The sequence below is a fragment of the Ignavibacteriota bacterium genome, assembly GCA_013285405.1.
Classification (GTDB): domain Bacteria; phylum Bacteroidota; class Ignavibacteria; order Ignavibacteriales; family Ignavibacteriaceae; genus IGN2.
Window position 1 is genome coordinate 715,568 of sequence record CP053446.1, and the last position, 20,904, is coordinate 736,471.

The window sequence follows — 20,904 nt, forward strand, 5'->3', positions numbered from 1 at the left end:
TCGTTAGGAAAGTGGAAGACATATATGAAATTCTGTTTTACCGGGATATGAACGAACCTTTATCTCACCATTATGTCTTTTGATTATTCTCTGAACTATATCAAGACCTAATCCAGTTCCCTCTCCAACTTTCTTTGTTGTAAAGAACGGATCAAAAATTCTTGAAATTAATTCTGCAGGAATTCCAGCACCATTATCAATAATGTTTACGTACACATTTTTTTGATCACACTTAGTTTCAACAGTAAGCTCACCGCCTTTATCCATAGCGTAAATTGCATTATCAATAATATTAGTCCATACCTGGTTTAGTTCACCAACGTATGCCGGAAGCGGAGCAATATCACTGCAAAAAGATTTGTTAACTAAAATATTTTTTTCACGAAGTTTATAGCCAAGAAGCGTCAGAGTGTTTTCAATATCCTGATGAAGATCAGTCGGTTGTTTTTCATTTGTTCTGTCCATATGAACATGACTTTTTATCGCTCCAACCAGATTCGAAATACGTGCTGAAGCTTCAGCCAGATCTTTAATGATTCTTTTAGAGCTAAGTAAATTTTCTATCCACAACAAAATCTGAATTAATTCTTCTTTCGGAATATTATTGGAAAAGTTTTCGAGATCCTCGGAAGAGAAGCCAGACTCCGTGAATGTATCGACTACTTGCTGGTCAGCCGGAAAGCTTTTCTCCTGAAGCCATTGCATCAGTTCATCTTCCTTATTTATTCTCTGAACAGCACTGAGTTTATTCCTTGGCATGCTTGATTTTTCTTCAATTTTCATTCTCAAATAATTAATATGATCAGCGTCAATCTTTTGTTTGATCATTTTTTCGGTTAATTCAATATTCAGAAACAATCTGTTCGTCAGATCAAAGGAAATCCTGTTGATTGCAGATGCTGGATTATTCAATTCGTGAGCGATGCCTGCTGCAAGGTTTCCTAATGCGCTTACTTTTTCCTGCTGCATTTGTGTAGATGCAAAAAACCTCGCCCGTTCGGTCATATAACCAATAAGCCGTTGAATAAACTCAGGGTTGAGTCGTTCAAGTTCCTGAAAATATTTTTTGTGTATCTTTATTCCACGAATCTTTCCAACCGATATTGAATTTCCCGGAGAGACTTTCATTCTTGAATAAGGTAACAATCCGGAAACTCCACCTGTTACTTCATCATTAGTAAAATGATAATAATAAACTAATCGTCCGTTTACATTCAGATAAAAATCAACCTTTCCTTCAATGAGAATGTACATCCATTCAGCAGGATCACCTGTTTTTGCAATTATATCACCATCTTCATATTCAATCGGTTCCGAATGATCAGTTATCCAACGAAGATGTTCCTCGGGAAGATCTTTCAGGGCAATAACTTTTTTTAATTCTTCAATAGTAATTTGTTTCAAATTATTCGGCAGTATTAATTTTTTAGGAGTAACTTATCTAAGGCGAGAAACAATAGTTAGTTGTTCAGGTAATAACAATTAATTGACCGCAGGAAGATTGTTATAAAATTGATTACAAGTCAAGAGATATATTCAACTAATCCCAAAAAAATAATTATTTAAAAATCCGATAATATTTAAAGGTCAACAATAGTCAATTAAAAACAGAAGTCCGGTGTAACTCTTTGATTGTATTGGAATGTATTGAATTGCAGCCGAAATATTTTATTTATCATTAATTAGTAATAGTGATTTTTCCGAAATTCAGCTATTGTTCATTTGCTTTAAAAGTTTTTGCTTCATTTCCCAGATATTTTTTGAAATTGAAACCTGGTAGTAATGTGGATTGATCAATCTCTTAACTCCAAAATCCAGAAGACTCAAATCTTTTTCCCTCAAAGTCCTGATTTCCTGCAGTGTTGGGAAATCATTATTTATTTTTCCGTCATTAATTATTTCAATCAATAACGGATCAAGTTTCAAAATATCTTTTTGTGAAATTTCCCTCCGTTCTTTATCATCCAATGCATTAATCAAAGTCAGATTTTCGTACAAGTGTGGTTTTTCATCCTCTGAACAAATCAAATCTGCAGTAGCCTTACCAGATTTTTCAATTATTCTCCAAACTTGTTTTTCTCCCGGCAGTGTCATTTTCTTTGCAGTCTCGGATATCTTCAGTGTTGGAAACCATTCTCCATTATTTTTTACAGCAGCGATTTTATAAACACCACTCAAAGCAGAATCACCCGATGATGTAATCAGATTTGTTCCTACTCCAAATATCAGCCTTCTAATGATTTTATCCGGATCTAATCCGTACGATTGCGATTCTTTCTTAATCTGTGAAAGTATCTGCCAGATTCTTAATTCATCAAGTTCATTTGATAAAATAATTTTAGTTTCAGGGAACCCGGCTTTATCCAATTCAACAGCACATTTAATTGTCAGATATGCCAGATCACCAGAATCCAACCTGATACCCGCGGGTTTGTGACCGAGTCGTTTAAGTTTTTCAAAAACTTTTATTGCATTCGGTAAACCACTGTTCAACGTATCAATCGTATCAACTAATAAAACACAATCGTCAGGATATAATTCTGCAAAAGATTCAAATGCATCCAGTTCGGTTTTTCCCAGCGCGAGAAACATTTGAACCATGCTGTGTGCGTGAGTTCCTTTAGCGGGCAGACCAAGTAAATTTGAGATACCAACATTTGATGTAAAATCAGCACCACCAATTAATGCTGCTCTTGTTCCAGCATTTGCACCACGATCTTGAGCTCTCCTCGCACCGAATTCAAGTATGGGTTGTCCTTTTACAATTTCTTTTATCCTTGATGCTTTCGTAGCAATTAGTATTTGATAATTAATTTGATTCAGCAGCGAAGTTTCGAGAAGTTGTGCAATTGCCAATGAGCCGGTGACTATCGTAATAGGAACATTTGGATGAATTACTCTTCCTTCAGGAATTGATTTAAGATTTATTTGAAGAAGGTTTCCGTTTATCATCAGCCATTTTAAAAAATCATCTTCAAAAAGTCTTTTATTTCCTGTGGATTTACATTCTTTCAAATATTGAATATCTAGTTCAGTGACGTGAGTATTTTCCAGCCAGTCAACAAACCATTCAAGCCCCGCACTTACACAATAACCTGCTTTATGAGATCCGTAATCGGGATATTTTCTGAAAAAATGTTCAAACTGAACGGATTGTTCGTGAATACCAAGTTTGAAGTATAATTGTGTCATCACCAATTCATAGTGATCTATAAACAGGAATCCTTCTGTAACTGTCTGATTGAATTTTTTTAACATTATCTTTCTTTTATTTTAATCACATATATTATGTTATAGGTAGAATGAAAATAATAATTTAATTTGAATTTGTCATGAATAAACTTCATTCTACTTCAAGTTATTAAAATTGAAATCTATTTGGAGAAATTTATGATTTACAAATTTTTACCACTACAGAGTGTGGCTGTTCCGGAGTTGAAGTTTGAAAATAAAGTATCACTGGATTCCGATAGTACTGCATTAATAATTGTAGATATGCAGAATGATTTTGTACGTGAAGATGGGAGCCTTTTCGTACCGGCAGCAAAGGAGACGATAGGTAATATCCATAATCTTTTATCAGAAGCAAGAAAACAAAATGTTAAAGTTGTTTACACACAGGACACACATCTTGATGGCGATAAAGAATGGGAAATCTGGCCCAGGCATTGTAAAAAAGGTTCATCCGGCTGGCAAATTATTAATGAGTTGAAACCAGCTGATCATGATCTGATCATAGAAAAAAACAGATATGACGGTTTTTACGAAACTCCGCTTGAACATTATCTGAGTCATATATGGAATATTAAGAATCTTGTGATAACCGGAACTGTTAGTAACATCTGTGTTGCGCATACAGCAGCTTCTGCAGGATTGAGATGGTATAATTTAGTAATTCCGGCTGATGGAATTTCTTCACTTACCGAATTTGATCATGTGATGACCTTACGTCAAGTATCAACTTTATACTCAGGAAAAATTGTTCAAAATTGTAACGACATAACTTTTACAATCTGAAAAAAAATAATTACAGTTCAGACCATGTCATTTTAAGTGCTGAAGCAGTTTGTGGACCGACTATTCCATCATCTGCATTTGGTCCAAATGATGAAGTCTGAAAATTAAGAACAGCGCGAAGTGTTCGTTCTCCGAAATCACCGTCTAGATTTCCTTCGTAAAAAGATTTGTTCTGTAATGCTTTCTGTAATTTTTTTACAAGATCGCCTTGAGAACCAAAGCGTAACCTGGCAGAAACTTTTTCAGTGCCTGCGGATATAACTCTAAATGCTTCACGTCCATCGAGTAAAATATAACCAAAACTTTTTTGTGAAATGTCGTATGCATTTTTCTTGAAAATTTTCCATGCACCGGTTGCTGTTTGTGAACCACGTTTTTGACATTGCGGATATCCAACTAAAACCTGGCAGCCTGCACTTGCATAGTTTGTGGAATTAATTCCCATACACCAGCCGGAATGAATATTGTCATTCGGATTTTCATATTCAACCCTGTCATCATTATCAAAATCAATATCATCGCTTGTCCTTTGAATTGGATGAGAACTTACCTGACGAAATGCGTCGTGACCTGTTGGGCTTCCGGCTTTATGAACTCCTTTTCTATAATCGGAATAATATCCTGTCATCAATTGATTTGCACCTTGTCCACTTTTAATAACTGATTTGCTTACATAATCACGATGCGGTACAGTACTTCCCGGAAAGATCGCGACCTTCTCATCTTCCGGAAGCCACTGACCAAGTGTGCATCGTGGATTTAAATAATTAATATCAACAAGAACAAGTTGATGACTTTTTTTGAAATTGTAATCTTCAACATCCACAGGTAAAGCACCACGCAAACCAAAGAAGATCATTTCTTTTTTTCTAACTTCAAACTGGTTGACCTCACAAATCCTTCGAAGAATTTTATCGGTTAATTGAAATTCCATATTTAATTACCTCCATTATGATTTTTTTTATCGCTTGTAACAGCAAATAGCCAACTCTTCATTTGTAATTACAACAAAATCGGAACGACCTGAAGTCCATGCACCTGAATCTATAAAAATATGTTTGCCATTATTCACATTAGTATTAATGTATGGATGATGAGTATGCCCGATGACAGTAATTTTTGCGTCTTTCATTTCAGAATTTTTTTTCATTCTTTCAGAATAATATTTCAAGCAGTGACCATAATCTTTTATGTAATCTTTTTCGGATGGATAATCATAAACAGGATCTTTGCCTGATGGAACACCCCACGAATAAAATTCATCTTTCTGAATAACATTAGCAGCTACCAATAAGTTTGCAAAAAAATCATTTATTTCCCTGATTGTCAAGAACACGAATTGACCTGCTTCCCAAAGTGCTGCATTCGGATTTGAAAAATCTTTCCAACTGTCAGGAGTAAATCCATGCTCAATATAAACTTTACCTTCAAGTGCAGCAAAACGGAAACCGGGAAAATGACGAAGTTCAAAATCATGATTGCCATAAAGGAAGTGAGTCCGCAATATGTTCATTGAGTTAACTATCTGATCATAACTTGAATGAGACATTCTGATCTCAACAGCAGTTGCATTTGGTCCGTGCAAACCGGGAAATCTTTGTTCATACAAATCACCAAGCTGATAAATTCTTAATGTCTGATCTTCAAGTTCCATTTCTTCTTTTAGAGTACTCAGATGATTTAAGAACTTGATCATTGCCTCAGCCCCATATTTAAAATTATCCAGATGGGAATTATAGATATACATATGCATATCAGGAATTATCACGAGCATATCACATTTACTCAGAACTGGCTGCCAGCTTTCCGGAATTGGGTATGGACTTCCATCATTAGAAATGATTTTTATTTTTTTGTTCCCTTTGATAAAATCTTTTTTAATCTTCATTGTTTACTTCTCTCCAGTTAAATGATGTAACGGGATCATTATTAAATTCTAAAAGTTCAATTGGATACAACTCATAATTTGTATCACCAAGCTTAAATGACTTCGCATTGCTGAGGATTTCTATATTATACCAGTATAATACTTCTCTCCATGGATGATCATTGTAGCGGATTTCAGCAAACAAACTTGTATCTGTTGGTATTTGAGGAAGCGAATCTCTCACCGTTAATACAGTTGACTTGTTCAGATAATTAATCACTGAACAATAAACTGAATCATTATAGAAAACGCAAAGGGTATCCCGTTGAGAAATATCCATCGCATAAAAATTTGGTCTTTGATACCAAACATAAAGTTCACCACCGGATGTTTGATATTTATCCAGAAAAATTCCGATATTCGGATCGACATAATTTCTGCTCCAACCTTCTTCTTCCATTAGTCTTTGCTTACTTCCGAGACTTGCAACCGGAATTTTTACTTCCATCATTCCTTCAGAATAATTTTTAAATAACTGATTGACAACAAAGTAAGGCATACCTGATGTGAGTTTTCCATTCGACAAACTATCCTGAAGTGAAACTGAGTGTACAGTTTGATTGAACATTTCAAAATCCGGTTCCTGCAATGCCGGATAATGCGAACAACCAATTTGAATAAGCAGAAATATTGAAATAAAAAGTAAATGGAATTTCCTCATCTTGTTTCTCCAGTAAAAAAATAATTAAATTAATTTTCAAACAATTTCAATTTCACTATTCGCTTTTATGTTTACTGAATCGCCACCTGAAACTGTTTTCCATTTTCCGGGACCAGTAAACCTAACCTGAACTTTTCCCCAGCCCGAAGGAATTTTCCAGATAAAGTTTTCATCTTTCTTTAATATTTGTTTTGCATAAGCACTCCATTTGAGCCAATCGTTCGGATGATAAAACCACAATTCAACTTGTTTGCCAAATGAATTTTTAAATCTAATTTCATTAACTGTTGAAGTATCACCAATTTTGAATGTACTTGAAATTCCTGTATAAGATTTGATCTTTCCTGCACCGTCACGAGAATCGCCGAAATGACAAATCCTGTATTCACCGGATTTAATATCTGCCGGGATATTCCAGGTGATTGTAATTTTTGAATTAGCAATAAAATCTCTCTTCCACTCATAGATTGTGCAGACATCATTATCATTATAAATAGTTACCCAGTTCTCACCGTCCTTTTTCTGAACTTCCAGAAATGTGGATTGAGTTCTTAAATTATTTTTTGGATGAGCACCCCAGAAAATAACTTTCACTGTTGATCCGGGTTTGTAAGATGAGTCAGCATCAGTCTGCGTACTTCCGAATGGAATCCACGGCATCGGTTGTGTATCTGTAACAACTCCTGTTTGAAGAGTTGTTTGTTCTGAAGATAAATCTCTCGGAGTTGGTCCGCCCGAAATATTTTTTCCATTTTTTAATGCAGTTGCAAGTTTTCCAAATTCCTGCTGCAACGCCATCAAAGTATGAGGACCAAAGTGAGTTGAAGCGCCTTCATATTGCTGAGTATCATACTCTTCTTTAGTTGTAACATAACCGGAATAAGTATTTGCATAAGTAGCTAAAACAACATTATCAATTCCGGAATTTTTCAGTATTTCAAGAACTGATTTTCGTAATCTTCTTCCGGACATTGTTGTTAATTCAAAAGAAGTTCCGAGCAAAACTAAATTTCCAATGCGAAGTATTTGTAAAGGTAAAACTTCAGGAGATAATGGATAGGGTTCAGCCAAACCTTGCGCAAAAACTATTGGTTTCGGAAAATGTCCTTTTTTCATTTCATCTTCTAAAATTCCCGGTACTTTGAAACCTGTAAGTAAACCTGATAAAAGATTTATTGCTTCGAGAATAATATTTTTTTGTCCGGTTGGATAATCACCTGTGGTTGTAGCCGCAATTCCTTCGACAATTCCGAATTCTGATTTGCTGTCTTCAGTGCTTCCTGCAAACATTGACGCACCAAGTGCAGCAGGATAGGTTTTATTATTGGTTCCTTCAATTTGAACTTTTGAAAAATCTACGTGAGTATGTCTGTAATCTATTTCTCCGGTTATCTCTTTGTTTGCTGAATTGTAAAGTTCTTTTGCTTTGTCGAATTGTTTTTCGCCAAACTCTTTCATACGCGCAAAATCATGAACAAGATCCGGTACTCCATATTTTACATTTCCTGAAACATCGCCGCAATTTGAATTAGCAAATGCTGCAATGAAAGTTTCTTTATCGTGAATGTTTGTTCTTCTTTCTTTTTCAAAAAGATAAGAAGCGTAACCCTTGTTATCACCGGTAATAAGTTTGTTTTTATTTCCACGATTTGTTGGATGAATAGCAAACCAATTAATACAGCCAATTTCCCTTCCATTATTCTTAACAAATTTTAGCAGAAGCATTTCCTTATCTGTATTTGATATATCGTGATTTTCCTTCCATTCAAGATTGTTTTCAAAAGCGGTTCGTGAACGATTGTATCCACAATCTTCAACATCCCCGTTACTAAAGAATATTTTTCCCGGCGCTAAATTTTCATGAGCTTTTTTAATCGCCTGAACCATTCCATTTACAATACATTCAAAATTTTGTTTATCAAATCCAAGAATTGATAAATTAAAAAGTGCATAATGTGAATAACCACCCGGACCTGAATGCGTGTGCGTTCCGCTTAACAAAACATTTTCGATTGTATAGAGATCATTTCCATAAATTGTCTTCAATCTTTTAACAACTTCCATTTTAACTGCTTGTGTGCAGGACCAGATATCAGCTGATAATATCACAACACGTTTGTTCGAGTTTTGATCACAAACAATGAATGCTCTTGCAAAAAGTCTGGAATGAATTCCTTCCGTTTTTTGTCCGATGCTTGCCATTCCCATCATTCCAAGTTCGGCTGCAGGACCGGTTACATCATAAATTCCTGTACCTAATAAAAAATCATTTGGCATTATTCTCTCCCAAATTAAAAATTCAAATTATTTTTTTCAGATTATATGTTCAAGATTACGTTGACTGTCTGACCAGGGTTCAACTTCAGGTTCAAGATTGAAAATCCATGGATTATACGGTGGAATTTCTGTGTTCTCTTTATTTAACTTTCTCAGAATTGCACTTTGATGAATAACTGGTTTCTGATGAGTTTGTGGATTCCATGTTCTGGTTGCTTTTCTGAAAAGGAAACCGGGAAATCCTTTTCTTGAATCGTGCATAAATCCATTTGCATCAGGGTGAGTTTTAACTTTGTGCTTGGGATAAATTTTTAGTCCGTGCTGTTTTGCTTCTTCAATCATCCAGATTAATGGAATATCAGATAAATCCTGTTCTTTATAACCTCCGCCTACATCAGTATGCATTCCACTGAACCAAACTTGTTTCATTGTTTGGTAAGATTTTATTTCTTTATCCCAGATTTTCGGATGGAATGTTAAACGTTCATCATCAATTGCGAGAGCTTGTCGTGCGTGTTCAACACTTTCACTTAATGTCAGGTTGTGATATTTATGTCTGAAGAAAGGAAACCAATCGACAAGCGTACTTAAACTTTTAATCGGCAAGCCAAGAGCATCAACAGTATCCCAGACACCAAGAAATTTTATTTTTGTCCACTGGTTATGATGTTTTGCAACAAAATCGTCTGCTGTTTTTTTTCGTTCAACACTATCCTCAATTTTATAAATCTTGTAAGCTTTTTTAATTAATTCCGGTCTTGATTTAGGGAGAATCCCAAAAAGATGAATGAATGCAGACAAGCTTCGAACAGTTGTTGCACCGCGACTGAAACCAAAAAGAAAAATATTATCCTGAGCTTTATAGTTATCAAAAATAAATTGATAACATTCATAAATATTCTGGGAAATTCCCATTCCACTAATATTGCCGGTGATTTTTCTAAAACCTGTTCCGAGTCCCCTATCGTAGAAAGTAATTTGATTATCTGTTCTGTCTTCCAGCAAATTGAACAGTTTGTAAACGTTGGTATTGTTCCCCTCTCCTCCTTCCTGACCTGTTCCGTCAGAAAGAACGATGATATTTTTGGGCATCAAGCTCTCCTTAGTTTGTTATGTCAAAAATACAAAGACACTTTCGCTTTATGAATATAGGAAAAAATATGAAATAATCTTTGTCGGTTTCGATTATCTCAAAGTTGTTTAACGTCTTGAAAAGAGGTTAAGCAAACACCTGTTTTGTAATTATTATTGATGGATTTCATTATACGTTCTACACGAGCAGTAAAATCTGAAATCTTTTGTGCAGCAACATTCCATTCCGACACAGCATCCTTATTTACCTTTTCGTGAACACCACTATTGTAGATAAATTGACGAGCCCATAAGCAAGCCCAGCAAAGCCAAGATACTAATCTTGAAAATTGAGTAGCATCCCGTAAAAAAAATTTGTGATTATCAGATTTAAGGTTATCAGATAATGACCAAGCCCATGATTGCAAAATTTTGAATTGTTCTACGTCTTTATTTAACATATTTAACACATTAACTTCATTAGAAAGTTTTGAAGATAGATGTGATATAAAGTATGGAATCGTATTTGACCTGTCAAAACCTAATAGTTCATTAAGTTCGTTTGAGAGTTCTTGAAGTTCTGAGCGCTTATTCATAGCAAATTTTCTTCTACTAAACCAGATGATTGTATTAGGAATAATATTTTTTGCGAGAAGTACTAAAATGATTAGTAAGGAAACTGCAAGATAAATCACTATTGTCCAATAAGCCCAAGTAGGCACTGCTGTTGCAGATGTCCAAAAACTTATTACGGTTATTAGAAAAAAACCTAAAGGCAACAAAACTTTTGTAATAATGTTAATAATTCCTCCTCGAGAATCTTTAAAATTATCCATAACTGTTTTCTCCTCGTTTGAAACTGTTTCTTTTATAATCGTTAATAATTTGTTGTCGGGTTTGAAAGAGTGAAATATTTAATACTTCATTTGAGTTACGAGCTCATTATTAATAAAAAGTTGGAGATTATATTCTTCTCCACCCCAAAAATCAGTTTCCTTATTTACAAGTAATCTAAGAGGATAATTTTTATAGGTTGTTTTTTCGTCAATACGATCATTAAACATATCCGGTGTTTCTTCAAACACAATTTCATCATCAATATAAACTTCAAATTGACCCGAAACACTCCCTCTTTCAATTCTAATATTCCAGAGATCTTTTGAATCTACAGGGCGATAAGTTAGTTCTTGAGAGGTTGAACACGCAACTAAAAATATTACACTAATAAGTACAGCAGAATAAAAATAATTCATTTAAATTCTCCAGTTTCGTTTATGTAGTTTATCAATTGGATTATCTTACTTTACCTTCAACAATCTTTAATTTATTTACATTTTGCTTTTTATACATTAAATCAATACTTGCATTAAAGTACCACAGATCATCAGTACAACACTTAATACTCTTAAATCATAGTTCCCGATTGTTATATCTGAAATAATTGAATTTATAATATCTTCTTTATTATCAATTTTTTTATCCAATTGATTAATAGAATTGCTTACTTCAGACAACTTGCTATCTAACTTACCTTCAAGTTTTATTAGCTCATCTTCCATTTTCTCTTTTTGTCTAATTAGAAAGTTTACCTTTTCTTCAAGCGACCAACCAATTGGAACTGATTGTTTTGCATAAATCTTTCCCGCAGTTTCAACAGAAATTGCGCTACTGACATAAACACGAAGAGTTTTCGGAATTAATTTTGGAAATTTTTTAATCACATTTAAAGGAGTGCGGGGATTATGCTTGGAAAACCTTTTTGCGTCAATTATCAGATTCCAAATGATTATTGCTAGACCTGAAACTAATAGTTCTGCTGATATCTTTTGAGTCTCCCATTTTATAATTTGAAGAAAGTATAATAAAGTTATTACAATTACTATAATAGAAAGGTTATGAAATCTCGCTTCCTTAACGACCCATTTAAGTAATTTGCCTGGATAGCCAACTATTAGTTTAATTCTCGCTTTCAACTCCCCTCCACAATTTTTATTTCCTCTTCCGTTAATCCGTAAAGCTGATAGACAAGCTCGTCTATCTGCTTATCGAGTGTTTCGCATTTACGCTGAAGGTAGGTTTTGTCGCTTTCTGTTTTTGCTTGCTGGAGTTGCTTTTTTGTGGTGAGCATTTGATCGGATAAATTTAAAATAATTTTCATTTGGTCTTCTGTAAAATCCTGAATGGGTACAATTGGTATTTTACTAAGAAATTGCCTATTTGCAGATCTCCAATCGCCTCGGAAAGGTGCACTAATAAAAGAGAAATACCAACTGAGTAGTTTACTATTGAGTAAGACCAATAGAATTCTCAAATCAAAATGCATGAATTGAGGTTTAAATACTAATCCTCCGACATCTACATTATCTAAAAAGTATTTTCCTTTTGAGTCAAAAACAACTTGTATCCTTTGAACTAATCTGGGAATGCATAGCTTAACTCTATTCTGAATTCCTAAATTTTGATTTCTACCAAATCTATACCACTGTGAATCATTAAACTTACCTCTTTCTCTATTTTCTAAAACCCTTTTATTTCTCTGTAGATATTCTGCAGCCTTAGGGAATTGCTGCTTCAACAAATTAAAATCATATAATGATGCAACCTCATTGCTTACTTGATATGGGAATAATAAGTATTGCCTATCGTTAGGCGCACTATATCTTTTTACATCTGTTCCACTCAACAAAGGATATAATAGGCTTTTTTCAATTTCTATTTCCTCGTTGAGTTCTTTAGAGAATAAAATAATACTCTCTGAAAACTCTTTGATTTTATTTAAAATAAATACACTATCAGCACTTGTTTGTAATCCAACGAAAATATCTGCAAGTACGCCTAACTCCTGTTTATCTGCTTTAATTTTTTCAAACACCTTCAAATTTTCCCCAACAACGAAATTCCAATTCTCTGGATATTCTTTAATGTTCTTTATCTGGTATTTTTTTGTTGCTGATTCATTTTCAAACTCATCCAAATTAATAATCTTCAAATATGACATTGAAGATCTTGATGAACCCGAAAGTGTAAGAATACATGTATATGTTGTCGCGCCCTTAAAAACTTGATTCGCACCAAAATTTATAATCTCTACTAATCTTTTATCTCGATTAATAATTTCCCTAATTGGTCTGCCATATTCTGAATTGAAAAATTTATTTGGTAAAATCATTCCAACGAACCCATTTTCACTTATGAGGGTCAATCCTCTTTCAATAAAAGTAACATAAATATCATAACTTCCTTTAAAAGCACTTTGATATTTTTCAGCCAAATATTTGACAGTTTCAGGAGAGAATTCCGTTAATACTTGAATCCTTACATAAGGCGGATTGCCAACTATACAATCGAAACCTCCGTTACGCATTACTTCAGGAAAGACAGTTTCAAAATCCATTGGTTTGAGTTTGAGTTCATCTAACCCTCCCTCGGTCCCTCCCAAAGGGAGGGAAGTTTGCTGCGTGAGTATATCGGTTCCGATAAGCGAGTTACCACAGACAATGTTCTTGTTCAAATCCGGCAGTAGCTGTTCTTTAAACATTACCCAGCTATCGTTTGCAGTTGCGGTGGTTTCATCTTCAAGCAGCTTTAAGTAAAGGGAAAGCTGTGTTACTTCAACCGCCTGCTGGTCAATATCAACGCCGTAAACGTTGTTCAAAAGTATTTTTGTTTTCTGCTTCAGTGAAAGTCGGTAAGTTCCTTCAACCAGAATACAGCCGTCCCTCTTTGCCTGTTCGGGATTATTTATATACCACAGTTTGTGATAATCGAGCAATCGCTCAAACACAGTAATAAGAAAAGAACCGCTTCCGCAGGCAATATCTGCAAAACGCATCTTCGCAATTTCTTTTGGGGTTTTCCCATCAATGAGTTTTCCGACTGTGTTATCAACAATGTAATTAACAATATACTGCGGCGTGTAATAAACTCCGCCTGCTTTTCTTACTTCGGGTTTTTCTTCTATCGTTACTCTTTTATCGGTTGCATTAACAACCTTACCGAGAAACCTTTCATAGATAGAACCAAGTATGTGAATAGGAATTGCATCAAAGTTATATGGAGTATTTTCGTGAGAGAGTTCTTCACAAATTGCAGAGAAAGTTTTATCGTCAGGCTCAATAATATTTCTGCTGTCAATTTTGCTTTTCTTAAAAACCACACCGTTATACTTTGCATCGAGAGTGCGCGAAGCAGTAATAAAATCTTCCCACGCTTTTCTGCGTCTGCCAAACTCGCTTACATAGTGGTTTGGTTCGATCAGTTTATCTTCAAGGAATTTAATAAATACCAGACGGTCAATAGTTCTTTGTGTTGCTTCAGTAAGTTCTTCACTTGAAAGATGTGTGTTATTTTTCTTAAAAGATTTTGCAAGATCGTTTCTTATTTCATCAAGCTCTTCAAGAAAAGAATCATCAATTGTCTGGGTAACAGCTTTTAATCCTTTAGCTTTTTTGCCGCGTGGTTTCGGAAGTTCATCAGAATACTTTTCAATTGAGTTGTTTGCAACTGCTTCGCGGGAGAACAACCAATAAATTTCTGAAAACTTTTCTTCGTTTGCATAATCTGTGTAATGAAATTTTTTCAGTTTATAGTTTAATGCATCGTCAATATTTGGTCTGAACCTGCAATCGATGATATGAAATTCTTCGAAGTCTGTTAGTACAGCAAGAGGTGTTGATGCATTCCATCCATAACGAGCAGTCTGGAAATAAAAATCTTTATTCTCTAAACCGTGAGATGGTTTTTTAGCTTCAACAAAAAATTTAACCGTTCGGAAATTCGGTGAAATGGAGAAAGAATAGTCAGCACGTTTCTGTGCTTTTGCAATCTGAACTGGTTTTTCAACTCTTACTTCCTGTTCGTATGGATTCTTCTGAATATCGTGTCTTACATCCCAACCAAGAGCTATAAAAAATTTATTAATAAAATCAATTCTGACATCAGCTTCAGAATAAGGAGGGTTGAGGTAATGATTTTCGTTGTCTTTAAAGTCATAGACTAGTTGAATAACCGATTTGAGCGCGTTTTCGAAGGTCATTGATTGAAATACCAAAATGTTTTTCCAAAAATAGAAAAATAATTAGAATGTTATTTGAAGCTCCGAAAAAAGATTCAATTTGCTTTTCTGAATAATTCTTGCATTTTATTAGCAGGTAATTTTTCTCTACTCTGAGAGAGCAAGATTTACAGAGTATAGTTGCTGATTAAATTACAGAGATAACACACCAGACTACTCTTCCAAAGCAGACTATAAGTCGAATTTTTATTTGTATTGGTCTTTTAGTCTTTACACTGATTTTACAACATCATGACAATTTATTGACAATCAGCTGTTCTTGACATTGTAGTTTTTCTTAAGAATTTATAACTCAAAGTAATTTGAGCTAAGAATAATTATTCACCACAAAATATGGAGGTTCAAAATGTTCAAGTCTTTTTTTTACTGCTTTTTTTTAATAACAATCTTTTCAACAATTATACTCGCTCAAATGGACACAATAACAATTCTTCACGTCAACGATTCACATTCAACTCTTGAGGCAATCGGACCAAGAGATGCAAATCTTGAAGGAACTCAAGGTGGGATTAGTCGTGCAGCAACTGTAATTGGTATGACTAAAATGACTGAACAAAATGTTCTTACACTTCACGGCGGTGATGTTTTCATCGGAGATTTTTTCTTCAACAAATTTCTTGGTGTTGCAGAGTTTCAGTTAATGGCTTCACTTGGCTTTGATGCAATGGCTGTTGGCAATCACGAGTTTGATTTGACGCCTGCATATCTTGATACTGCTTTAAGAAATTCATTTCCACCAGGATATGGATTTCCATTAATCTCATCAAACGTGAATTTGGATGATCCGACAGTTCAGCCTTTAAAAGACTATATCTTTCCATTTATTACAAAACAAGTTGGTAATGTGAAAGTCGGAATGTTCAGTCTGTTAACTCCTGAAACAAATCTTTTCTCCCAGCCTGATTCAGCAAAAGTTAGTGATGATATTGCAGGAACTGCGCTTGTAATGATTGATACTTTGAACTCGCTTGGCTGTGATTTAATAATTTGTCTTTCACATCTTGGAATTTTTTATGATCAGGATTTGGCAGCCAACATTCCCGGAATAAATATTATTATCAGTGCTCACGACCATTTAAGAACTGATCAGCCTGTTGAAATTACAGATCCACTTGGTGGAACAACCTACATAGTTCAGGCTGATGCATTTTATAAATGTATTGGCAAAATGAAAATAGCCGTTTCTCAATCCGGAATGGAATTGATTGATTACTCATTGATTAATCTTGATGAAACAATTCCTGAAGAGCCTACTGTTAAAGCAACTATTGATGGACTGATTGCTGAAATTGAAAATACCTGGGGGCCTGTTTATTCCCAACAAATCGGAACAGCAACTGATTTCTTTGAAGAGGTTGCCACTAATCTTGGAGAGAATGGACCACACGATACTCCAATCGGAAATTTTGTTACAGATGCATATCGCTGGAAAACAGGAACTGAAATAGGAATTACTGTTGGCGGTTCAACCGCACAGCCAATTTATCAGGGACCGCTTGTTGGTGCTGATGCATTCAGAGTTGTTGGCTATGGTTTTAATGAAGTTAATGGACTCGGATTCAGAATTGTAAAATTTAAACTCACAGGCGCTGATCTGATTGCAGGATTAGAACTTGGTCTTTCAATGGCTGAATTCAACGATGAATTACTTCCACAGGTTTCGGGAATGAAATACTACTATAACCTTGCCAGACCATCTTTTTCTAGAATTGAATACGTTGAAGTCGGCGGGATTCCAATTGATCTTCAGCAGGAATATTATATAACCTCAAATGAATTTTTATTAATGGCATTGACACAAATGATTCCAACAATAAACATTATTGATTCTTCACTTTATGTTAATGATTCTGAGTTCCAGGTTCTTACTGAATATATTATTTCACAACAGACAATCTCTCCTATCACCAGAGGAAATATTGTAGCTGATATAAAAGAGATTGATGAAGGTGAAACACCAGGTCAATTCAGACTTGAACAGAACTATCCCAACCCATTCAATCCTTCAACTGTAATCGGTTATCAGTTACCGGTAAGCGGTTTTGTATCACTAATAGTTTACGATGTGCTTGGTAATGAAGTTGTCACATTAGTGAATGAATACAAACCCGCAGGAAGTTATGAAGTAGAGTTCAGTGGTCATTCTGACGAAGGTCAGAACCTGCCTGCCGGTAGGCAAGGTCTTTCAAGTGGTGTTTACTTTTATCAACTGAAAGCAGAAAACTTTATTGAGACAAAAAAAATGTTGATGCTTAAGTGACTAGTCGCTTAACATGCCTGTTGGCAGATAGGGCAGAAATCCCGCATCGCGTGGAGCTTACTCAAATAGTAAATCAACAAAGCCTCTCACAAGGGGGAGGCTTTTAATTCTTTGTTTAATACTCAGAATTGTGAACTTAAAAAATAACTGTAAATTAAAATAATAAATTATTTAAGACTTCTAATTGCGATGAATAACAATTATAAGCCAGCAGAATTTATTTTGCTGCTGATCATAAGTTTTAGTTCACAATCCTCAGCACAAACTGATACTACTGAACGAGCAGGTATTGAATTGTTCCCAATAATCAGCTACGATACCGATGCTGGATTTGGTTACGGTGCAAAAGCATTTTTCTACAATCAATTTAATACTCAGGAAAGTTTTGACATTATTCTTTTCAACAGTACTAAAGGTGAACAATGGTACAAATTCGTTTTCTCAACTCCTGATTTTGAAAACCGGCAAGGAACTAAATTCCCGTTTGCACTAGATATTACCCTCGAATACGATAAATGGAAAAATTACAGGTTGTACTATTATGGTTGGGATAATCAATCATCGGACTTTTTGAATCCGGCTGTTGAATTTAATGATCTGGCAGCAAGTGAATATTTAGAGTCAAAAATAATTTTAAACCATGCATTTCAATCCGATCTGACAGGTCTTCTGGCTTTTAAATTTAGTTCATTAAATATTTATGATATTAGGAGAGATGAGAATCTAACTACTCCGGATAAAGTTGACAATAAACTTCTGGACGATCCGTCTGTTAAGTTTATCTCTATTAATATTAATGGCAAATGGGATACACGAAATAGCTTCATCAATCCTTCAACTGGTCTCGTTCTCGAAATCGAACTTGAATACGCTCCTGATATACTTGATGACAACAGTTCTTTTTTCAGACAAGCATTTGTAGTTCGGTACTTCACAGAAATATTTTTTGAGAATTTGATACTTGCCAGCAGAGCAATGGAACAAATTTCAATCCCTGAAGCCGGCTCATCAGAATTTTTAGCAATACCTGTTGGAGGCGGCAATACTCTACGCGGTGTCCCAATGGATAAATTCAGATTTAAATCTCTATTACTTTTTAATAATGAATTAAGATACAAGATCTGGTGGCGTTTCGGTGCAATTGCCGGACTGGATATCGGTTATGGTTCGAATAAAGATTTGTATCCTGAGAACACAATTAAGTGGATAGTTAATCCTGTTGCAGGTCTCAGATTCTTTATGGATAATTTTATTGTAAGAGCAGATGTTGGTTATTATAATGGCGATATCGGCTTTTACCTGAACTTCGGACATATTTATTAATTTTTTGCAAACTGTTACTCACCTCTTGACAAATGCTTTTAAATGGACTATTTTATCCGATATACATCTATTCTCTAAGGAAAGGTTTTGATTGAACAAATCTTTACCTGCTCTCCTCTCAATGTTCTGCTCTCCTTAGACCTGGATGCAGTTCTTAATGATGAGTTCTGTGTTTATGTCAACCAATTGATTTTTTTGTTGGAGGCTGGTTACGATTGAATTAATTGCCGTTCACGGTTTTTTACAAATGACTGACAATTTTATGACAATTTGTAACGGTCAATAGTATATAATTGAACCAAAATGAAATCAGTTATGAAAAAAATTATTGAAATCACTCTTATCATTTCAATGGTGAACCTGCTCGGCTGTTATTATCAAGAGCAGATGACACCAGTCGCTTATGATTTTGATGAACATTCAGATATCCAGGTATCGACATCCGATACTACTTACAAATTAATGGGTGATGATTATCATTTTGCTAATGATACTCTGTTTGCTACTCTATCGACAAAAATTGACCGACAAACAACGCTTAAAACTAATATTAAAATTCCAGAAGAGAATATCAAAAGTAATGAGATTGAAAGAACCGATACCGGTATGACCATACTTCTTACAACGGGAATTTTGATTGGTGTACTTGGACATGCATTTGTTTTAGGCTTTGACATGCAATTAGATATAAAAGGTCCAGGTGAATCAAGTGGTAACTCTTTGTAACAAAATTACAATGCTACATCTATTAGAAGAGATGCAGGTGATAAAATGAAAATCAGTATAATAATTTCATTCTACATATTGTTGACAACCGTCCTTGCTTTTCCGCACACTCAGCAAGTCCATCAGTACATAGTTACTGAAGCTTATCAGCTTTTAGTTAATCAATGGGGCAGCATCATTCCTGAAATGAATAATCACATCGGCGGAATTGGCCCGGAGTTTTATGGTGATTATGCCTGGCAAAGACCTTTTATCAGTACAGGTGCCTGGCGTGAAGATCAGGAAGATCCAATATTTAATTATGATTTCTTTTTTGTTCAGGGAGTAAACATTGCATTAGTAAGTATAACTCACTTCTGGGATGCTGACGATGGTGATCTTAATAAAAATCTTTTTCCAATTGTATTGCCATTTCCACCCTACCCTTCCGTTAATATTGGTCCATACGAAAATGCTTATGATAAATTATTGAGATATTCAAATGGTGACTGGGTCTTATGGTTTCCTGATTCTATATGGTGTGTTAATAAGATGAATGGACATCAGCTTGTTATTATTCCAGACGTGGTCACGCCTCCGGCAAGATTCGGAATACCTTTAAAATATTTTTCAATAACCGAATTCTACAAATACCGTGAAATGAATTTGCTATCAGATCAGAATGGAGAATTTTTTGTGTTTGATCTTACCACACTTCAGTTCATTAATCCTGAAGAAGCACCAGAAATCATCGTGACAAATAACATCAGAGATAGAATTGCTTGGGAAGTTCTTGGAAGAATGTGTCATCTTTTAGCAGATCAAAGTGTTCCTGCACATACGCACAGAGATGAACATGGTCTCCTTGCAGATAGCTATGAAAACTGGATGGGTGGATCAAGCCAGCCTTACTTACAATGGAATTATACTAATGCAGGAAATTTTATAAACCCATATACAACTGATAATGATCCACTACATTATCTGATTTATACAATGCAGCAGCAATCTGATCATTTCGGTAGCAATGGCCCTGATGAAATTGGAAACGGAAACAATAATTTATTTGGAAACTCCAAACCACAGGAATTAGTTTTTCTTAATTCCTTAAACATTTCAAACTATGGTGAACCAACTTCCTGGAACGGACCCTGGAGTAATACAAATTTGGAGAACATTCGGGATAAAACTTTCCCTTATGCTATTCGTGCAACTGCAGGATTACTTTTTTGGTTTGCGAATGAGGTTGATCTTATTACAAACATTGAAGAAGCACAAGTAATTTTCCCAATTGATTTGATTCTTCATCAAAACTACCCCAACCCGTTTAATCCGAATACGGTGATCAGTTATCAGTTACCAGTAAGCAGTGATGTAACTTTAAAAATTTATGACGTACTTGGTAATGAAGTTGCCACGCTTGTTGATGACTACAAACTTGCAGGAAGTTATGAAGTTGAATTCAATGCTTCAACCTTACCGAGCGGAGTTTATTTCTATCAGTTAAGAACCAGAGGTCCTGAAATAAATTCAGGACAAGGAATAGTTGAAACTAAGAAGATGATTCTACTTAAATAATAATCGAACAT

At 34.9% G+C, this 20,904-nt stretch carries 16 protein-coding genes; 5 read left to right on the plus strand and 11 right to left on the minus strand.

Going from position 1 to position 20,904, the window contains the following annotated elements:
• Nucleotides 1–3: 3 nt before the first annotated feature.
• Together HND39_03155 and HND39_03160 are read right to left on the minus strand one after the other, a co-directional pair.
• Nucleotides 4–1,404 (minus strand): GHKL domain-containing protein, encoded by a 1,401-nt coding sequence (locus HND39_03155; protein QKJ95350.1) that lies wholly within the window; start codon nt 1,402–1,404, stop codon nt 4–6.
• Nucleotides 1,405–1,707: 303 nt separating this feature from the next.
• A complete protein-coding gene (locus HND39_03160) occupies nt 1,708–3,258 on the minus strand; it encodes a nicotinate phosphoribosyltransferase (protein ID QKJ95351.1) in 1,551 nt (516 codons plus the stop codon).
• Between the two features lie 132 nt (nt 3,259–3,390).
• Between HND39_03160 and HND39_03165 the strand changes: the two genes are divergently transcribed.
• Entirely contained in the window at nt 3,391–4,017 is a 627-nt protein-coding gene (locus HND39_03165; protein ID QKJ95352.1) for a cysteine hydrolase, read from the plus strand.
• 10 nt (nt 4,018–4,027) lie between these two features.
• Here the strand turns inward: HND39_03165 and HND39_03170 are convergent, their stop codons facing one another.
• The 9 genes from HND39_03170 to HND39_03210 form a co-directional block, all read right to left on the minus strand.
• Nucleotides 4,028–4,951, minus strand: a complete 924-nt coding sequence (locus tag HND39_03170) for a hypothetical protein (protein QKJ95353.1) — start codon at nt 4,949–4,951, stop codon at nt 4,028–4,030.
• A gap of 27 nt (nt 4,952–4,978) precedes the next feature.
• Entirely contained in the window at nt 4,979–5,905 is a 927-nt protein-coding gene (locus HND39_03175) for a hypothetical protein (protein ID QKJ95354.1), read from the minus strand.
• Entirely contained in the window at nt 5,895–6,605 is a 711-nt protein-coding gene (locus HND39_03180) for a hypothetical protein (protein QKJ95355.1), read from the minus strand. The genes HND39_03175 and HND39_03180 overlap by 11 nt, the downstream gene beginning before the upstream one ends.
• A 36-nt stretch (nt 6,606–6,641) precedes the next feature.
• On the minus strand, nt 6,642–8,882 hold the full coding sequence (locus HND39_03185) for a neutral/alkaline ceramidase (GenBank protein ID QKJ95356.1): 2,241 nt from the start codon (nt 8,880–8,882) through the stop codon (nt 6,642–6,644).
• Nucleotides 8,883–8,918: 36 nt separating this feature from the next.
• Nucleotides 8,919–9,974, minus strand: a complete 1,056-nt coding sequence (locus HND39_03190) for a DUF2235 domain-containing protein (protein QKJ95357.1) — start codon at nt 9,972–9,974, stop codon at nt 8,919–8,921.
• Nucleotides 9,975–10,072: 98 nt separating this feature from the next.
• Nucleotides 10,073–10,789, minus strand: a complete 717-nt coding sequence (locus HND39_03195; protein QKJ95358.1) for a hypothetical protein — start codon at nt 10,787–10,789, stop codon at nt 10,073–10,075.
• A 78-nt stretch (nt 10,790–10,867) separates the two neighbouring features.
• Entirely contained in the window at nt 10,868–11,206 is a 339-nt protein-coding gene (locus HND39_03200) for a hypothetical protein (GenBank protein ID QKJ95359.1), read from the minus strand.
• Between the two features lie 96 nt (nt 11,207–11,302).
• Nucleotides 11,303–11,926 (minus strand): hypothetical protein, encoded by a 624-nt coding sequence (locus HND39_03205; protein QKJ95360.1) that lies wholly within the window; start codon nt 11,924–11,926, stop codon nt 11,303–11,305.
• On the minus strand, nt 11,923–14,988 hold the full coding sequence (locus HND39_03210) for an N-6 DNA methylase (protein ID QKJ95361.1): 3,066 nt from the start codon (nt 14,986–14,988) through the stop codon (nt 11,923–11,925). The genes HND39_03205 and HND39_03210 overlap by 4 nt, the downstream gene beginning before the upstream one ends.
• 385 nt (nt 14,989–15,373) lie before the next feature.
• On the opposite strand from HND39_03210, the gene HND39_03215 reads away from it, so the two are divergent.
• From HND39_03215 to HND39_03230, 4 genes are all read left to right on the plus strand, one after another.
• Nucleotides 15,374–17,287, plus strand: coding sequence for a T9SS type A sorting domain-containing protein (locus HND39_03215; GenBank protein ID QKJ95362.1), 1,914 nt, complete (start codon nt 15,374–15,376; stop codon nt 17,285–17,287).
• Nucleotides 17,288–17,476: 189 nt separating this feature from the next.
• On the plus strand, nt 17,477–18,610 hold the full coding sequence (locus tag HND39_03220) for a BamA/TamA family outer membrane protein (GenBank protein ID QKJ95363.1): 1,134 nt from the start codon (nt 17,477–17,479) through the stop codon (nt 18,608–18,610).
• 303 nt (nt 18,611–18,913) lie between these two features.
• The gene (locus tag HND39_03225; protein ID QKJ95364.1) at nt 18,914–19,336 is read left to right on the plus strand and encodes a hypothetical protein; all 423 of its coding nucleotides are present in this window, start codon (nt 18,914–18,916) and stop codon (nt 19,334–19,336) included.
• 975 nt (nt 19,337–20,311) lie between these two features.
• Entirely contained in the window at nt 20,312–20,893 is a 582-nt protein-coding gene (locus tag HND39_03230; protein QKJ97863.1) for a T9SS type A sorting domain-containing protein, read from the plus strand.
• Nucleotides 20,894–20,904: the final 11 nt, after the last annotated feature.

Excerpts from the sequence above, each read along its gene's own strand:
- HND39_03160 (QKJ95351.1), bottom strand. The coding sequence starts at position 3,258 with ATGTTAAAAAAATTCAATCAGACAGTTACAGAAGGATTCCTGTTTATA.
- HND39_03165 (QKJ95352.1), top strand. The coding sequence starts at position 3,391 with ATGATTTACAAATTTTTACCACTACAGAGTGTGGCTGTTCCGGAGTTG.
- HND39_03170 (QKJ95353.1), bottom strand. The coding sequence starts at position 4,951 with ATGGAATTTCAATTAACCGATAAAATTCTTCGAAGGATTTGTGAGGTC.
- HND39_03175 (QKJ95354.1), bottom strand. The coding sequence starts at position 5,905 with ATGAAGATTAAAAAAGATTTTATCAAAGGGAACAAAAAAATAAAAATC.
- HND39_03180 (QKJ95355.1), bottom strand. The coding sequence starts at position 6,605 with ATGAGGAAATTCCATTTACTTTTTATTTCAATATTTCTGCTTATTCAA.
- HND39_03185 (QKJ95356.1), bottom strand. The coding sequence starts at position 8,882 with ATGCCAAATGATTTTTTATTAGGTACAGGAATTTATGATGTAACCGGT.
- HND39_03190 (QKJ95357.1), bottom strand. The coding sequence starts at position 9,974 with ATGCCCAAAAATATCATCGTTCTTTCTGACGGAACAGGTCAGGAAGGA.
- HND39_03195 (QKJ95358.1), bottom strand. The coding sequence starts at position 10,789 with ATGGATAATTTTAAAGATTCTCGAGGAGGAATTATTAACATTATTACA.
- HND39_03200 (QKJ95359.1), bottom strand. The coding sequence starts at position 11,206 with ATGAATTATTTTTATTCTGCTGTACTTATTAGTGTAATATTTTTAGTT.
- HND39_03210 (QKJ95361.1), bottom strand. The coding sequence starts at position 14,988 with ATGACCTTCGAAAACGCGCTCAAATCGGTTATTCAACTAGTCTATGAC.
- HND39_03215 (QKJ95362.1), top strand. The coding sequence starts at position 15,374 with ATGTTCAAGTCTTTTTTTTACTGCTTTTTTTTAATAACAATCTTTTCA.
- HND39_03220 (QKJ95363.1), top strand. The coding sequence starts at position 17,477 with ATGAATAACAATTATAAGCCAGCAGAATTTATTTTGCTGCTGATCATA.
- HND39_03225 (QKJ95364.1), top strand. The coding sequence starts at position 18,914 with ATGAAATCAGTTATGAAAAAAATTATTGAAATCACTCTTATCATTTCA.
- HND39_03230 (QKJ97863.1), top strand. The coding sequence starts at position 20,312 with ATGCAGCAGCAATCTGATCATTTCGGTAGCAATGGCCCTGATGAAATT.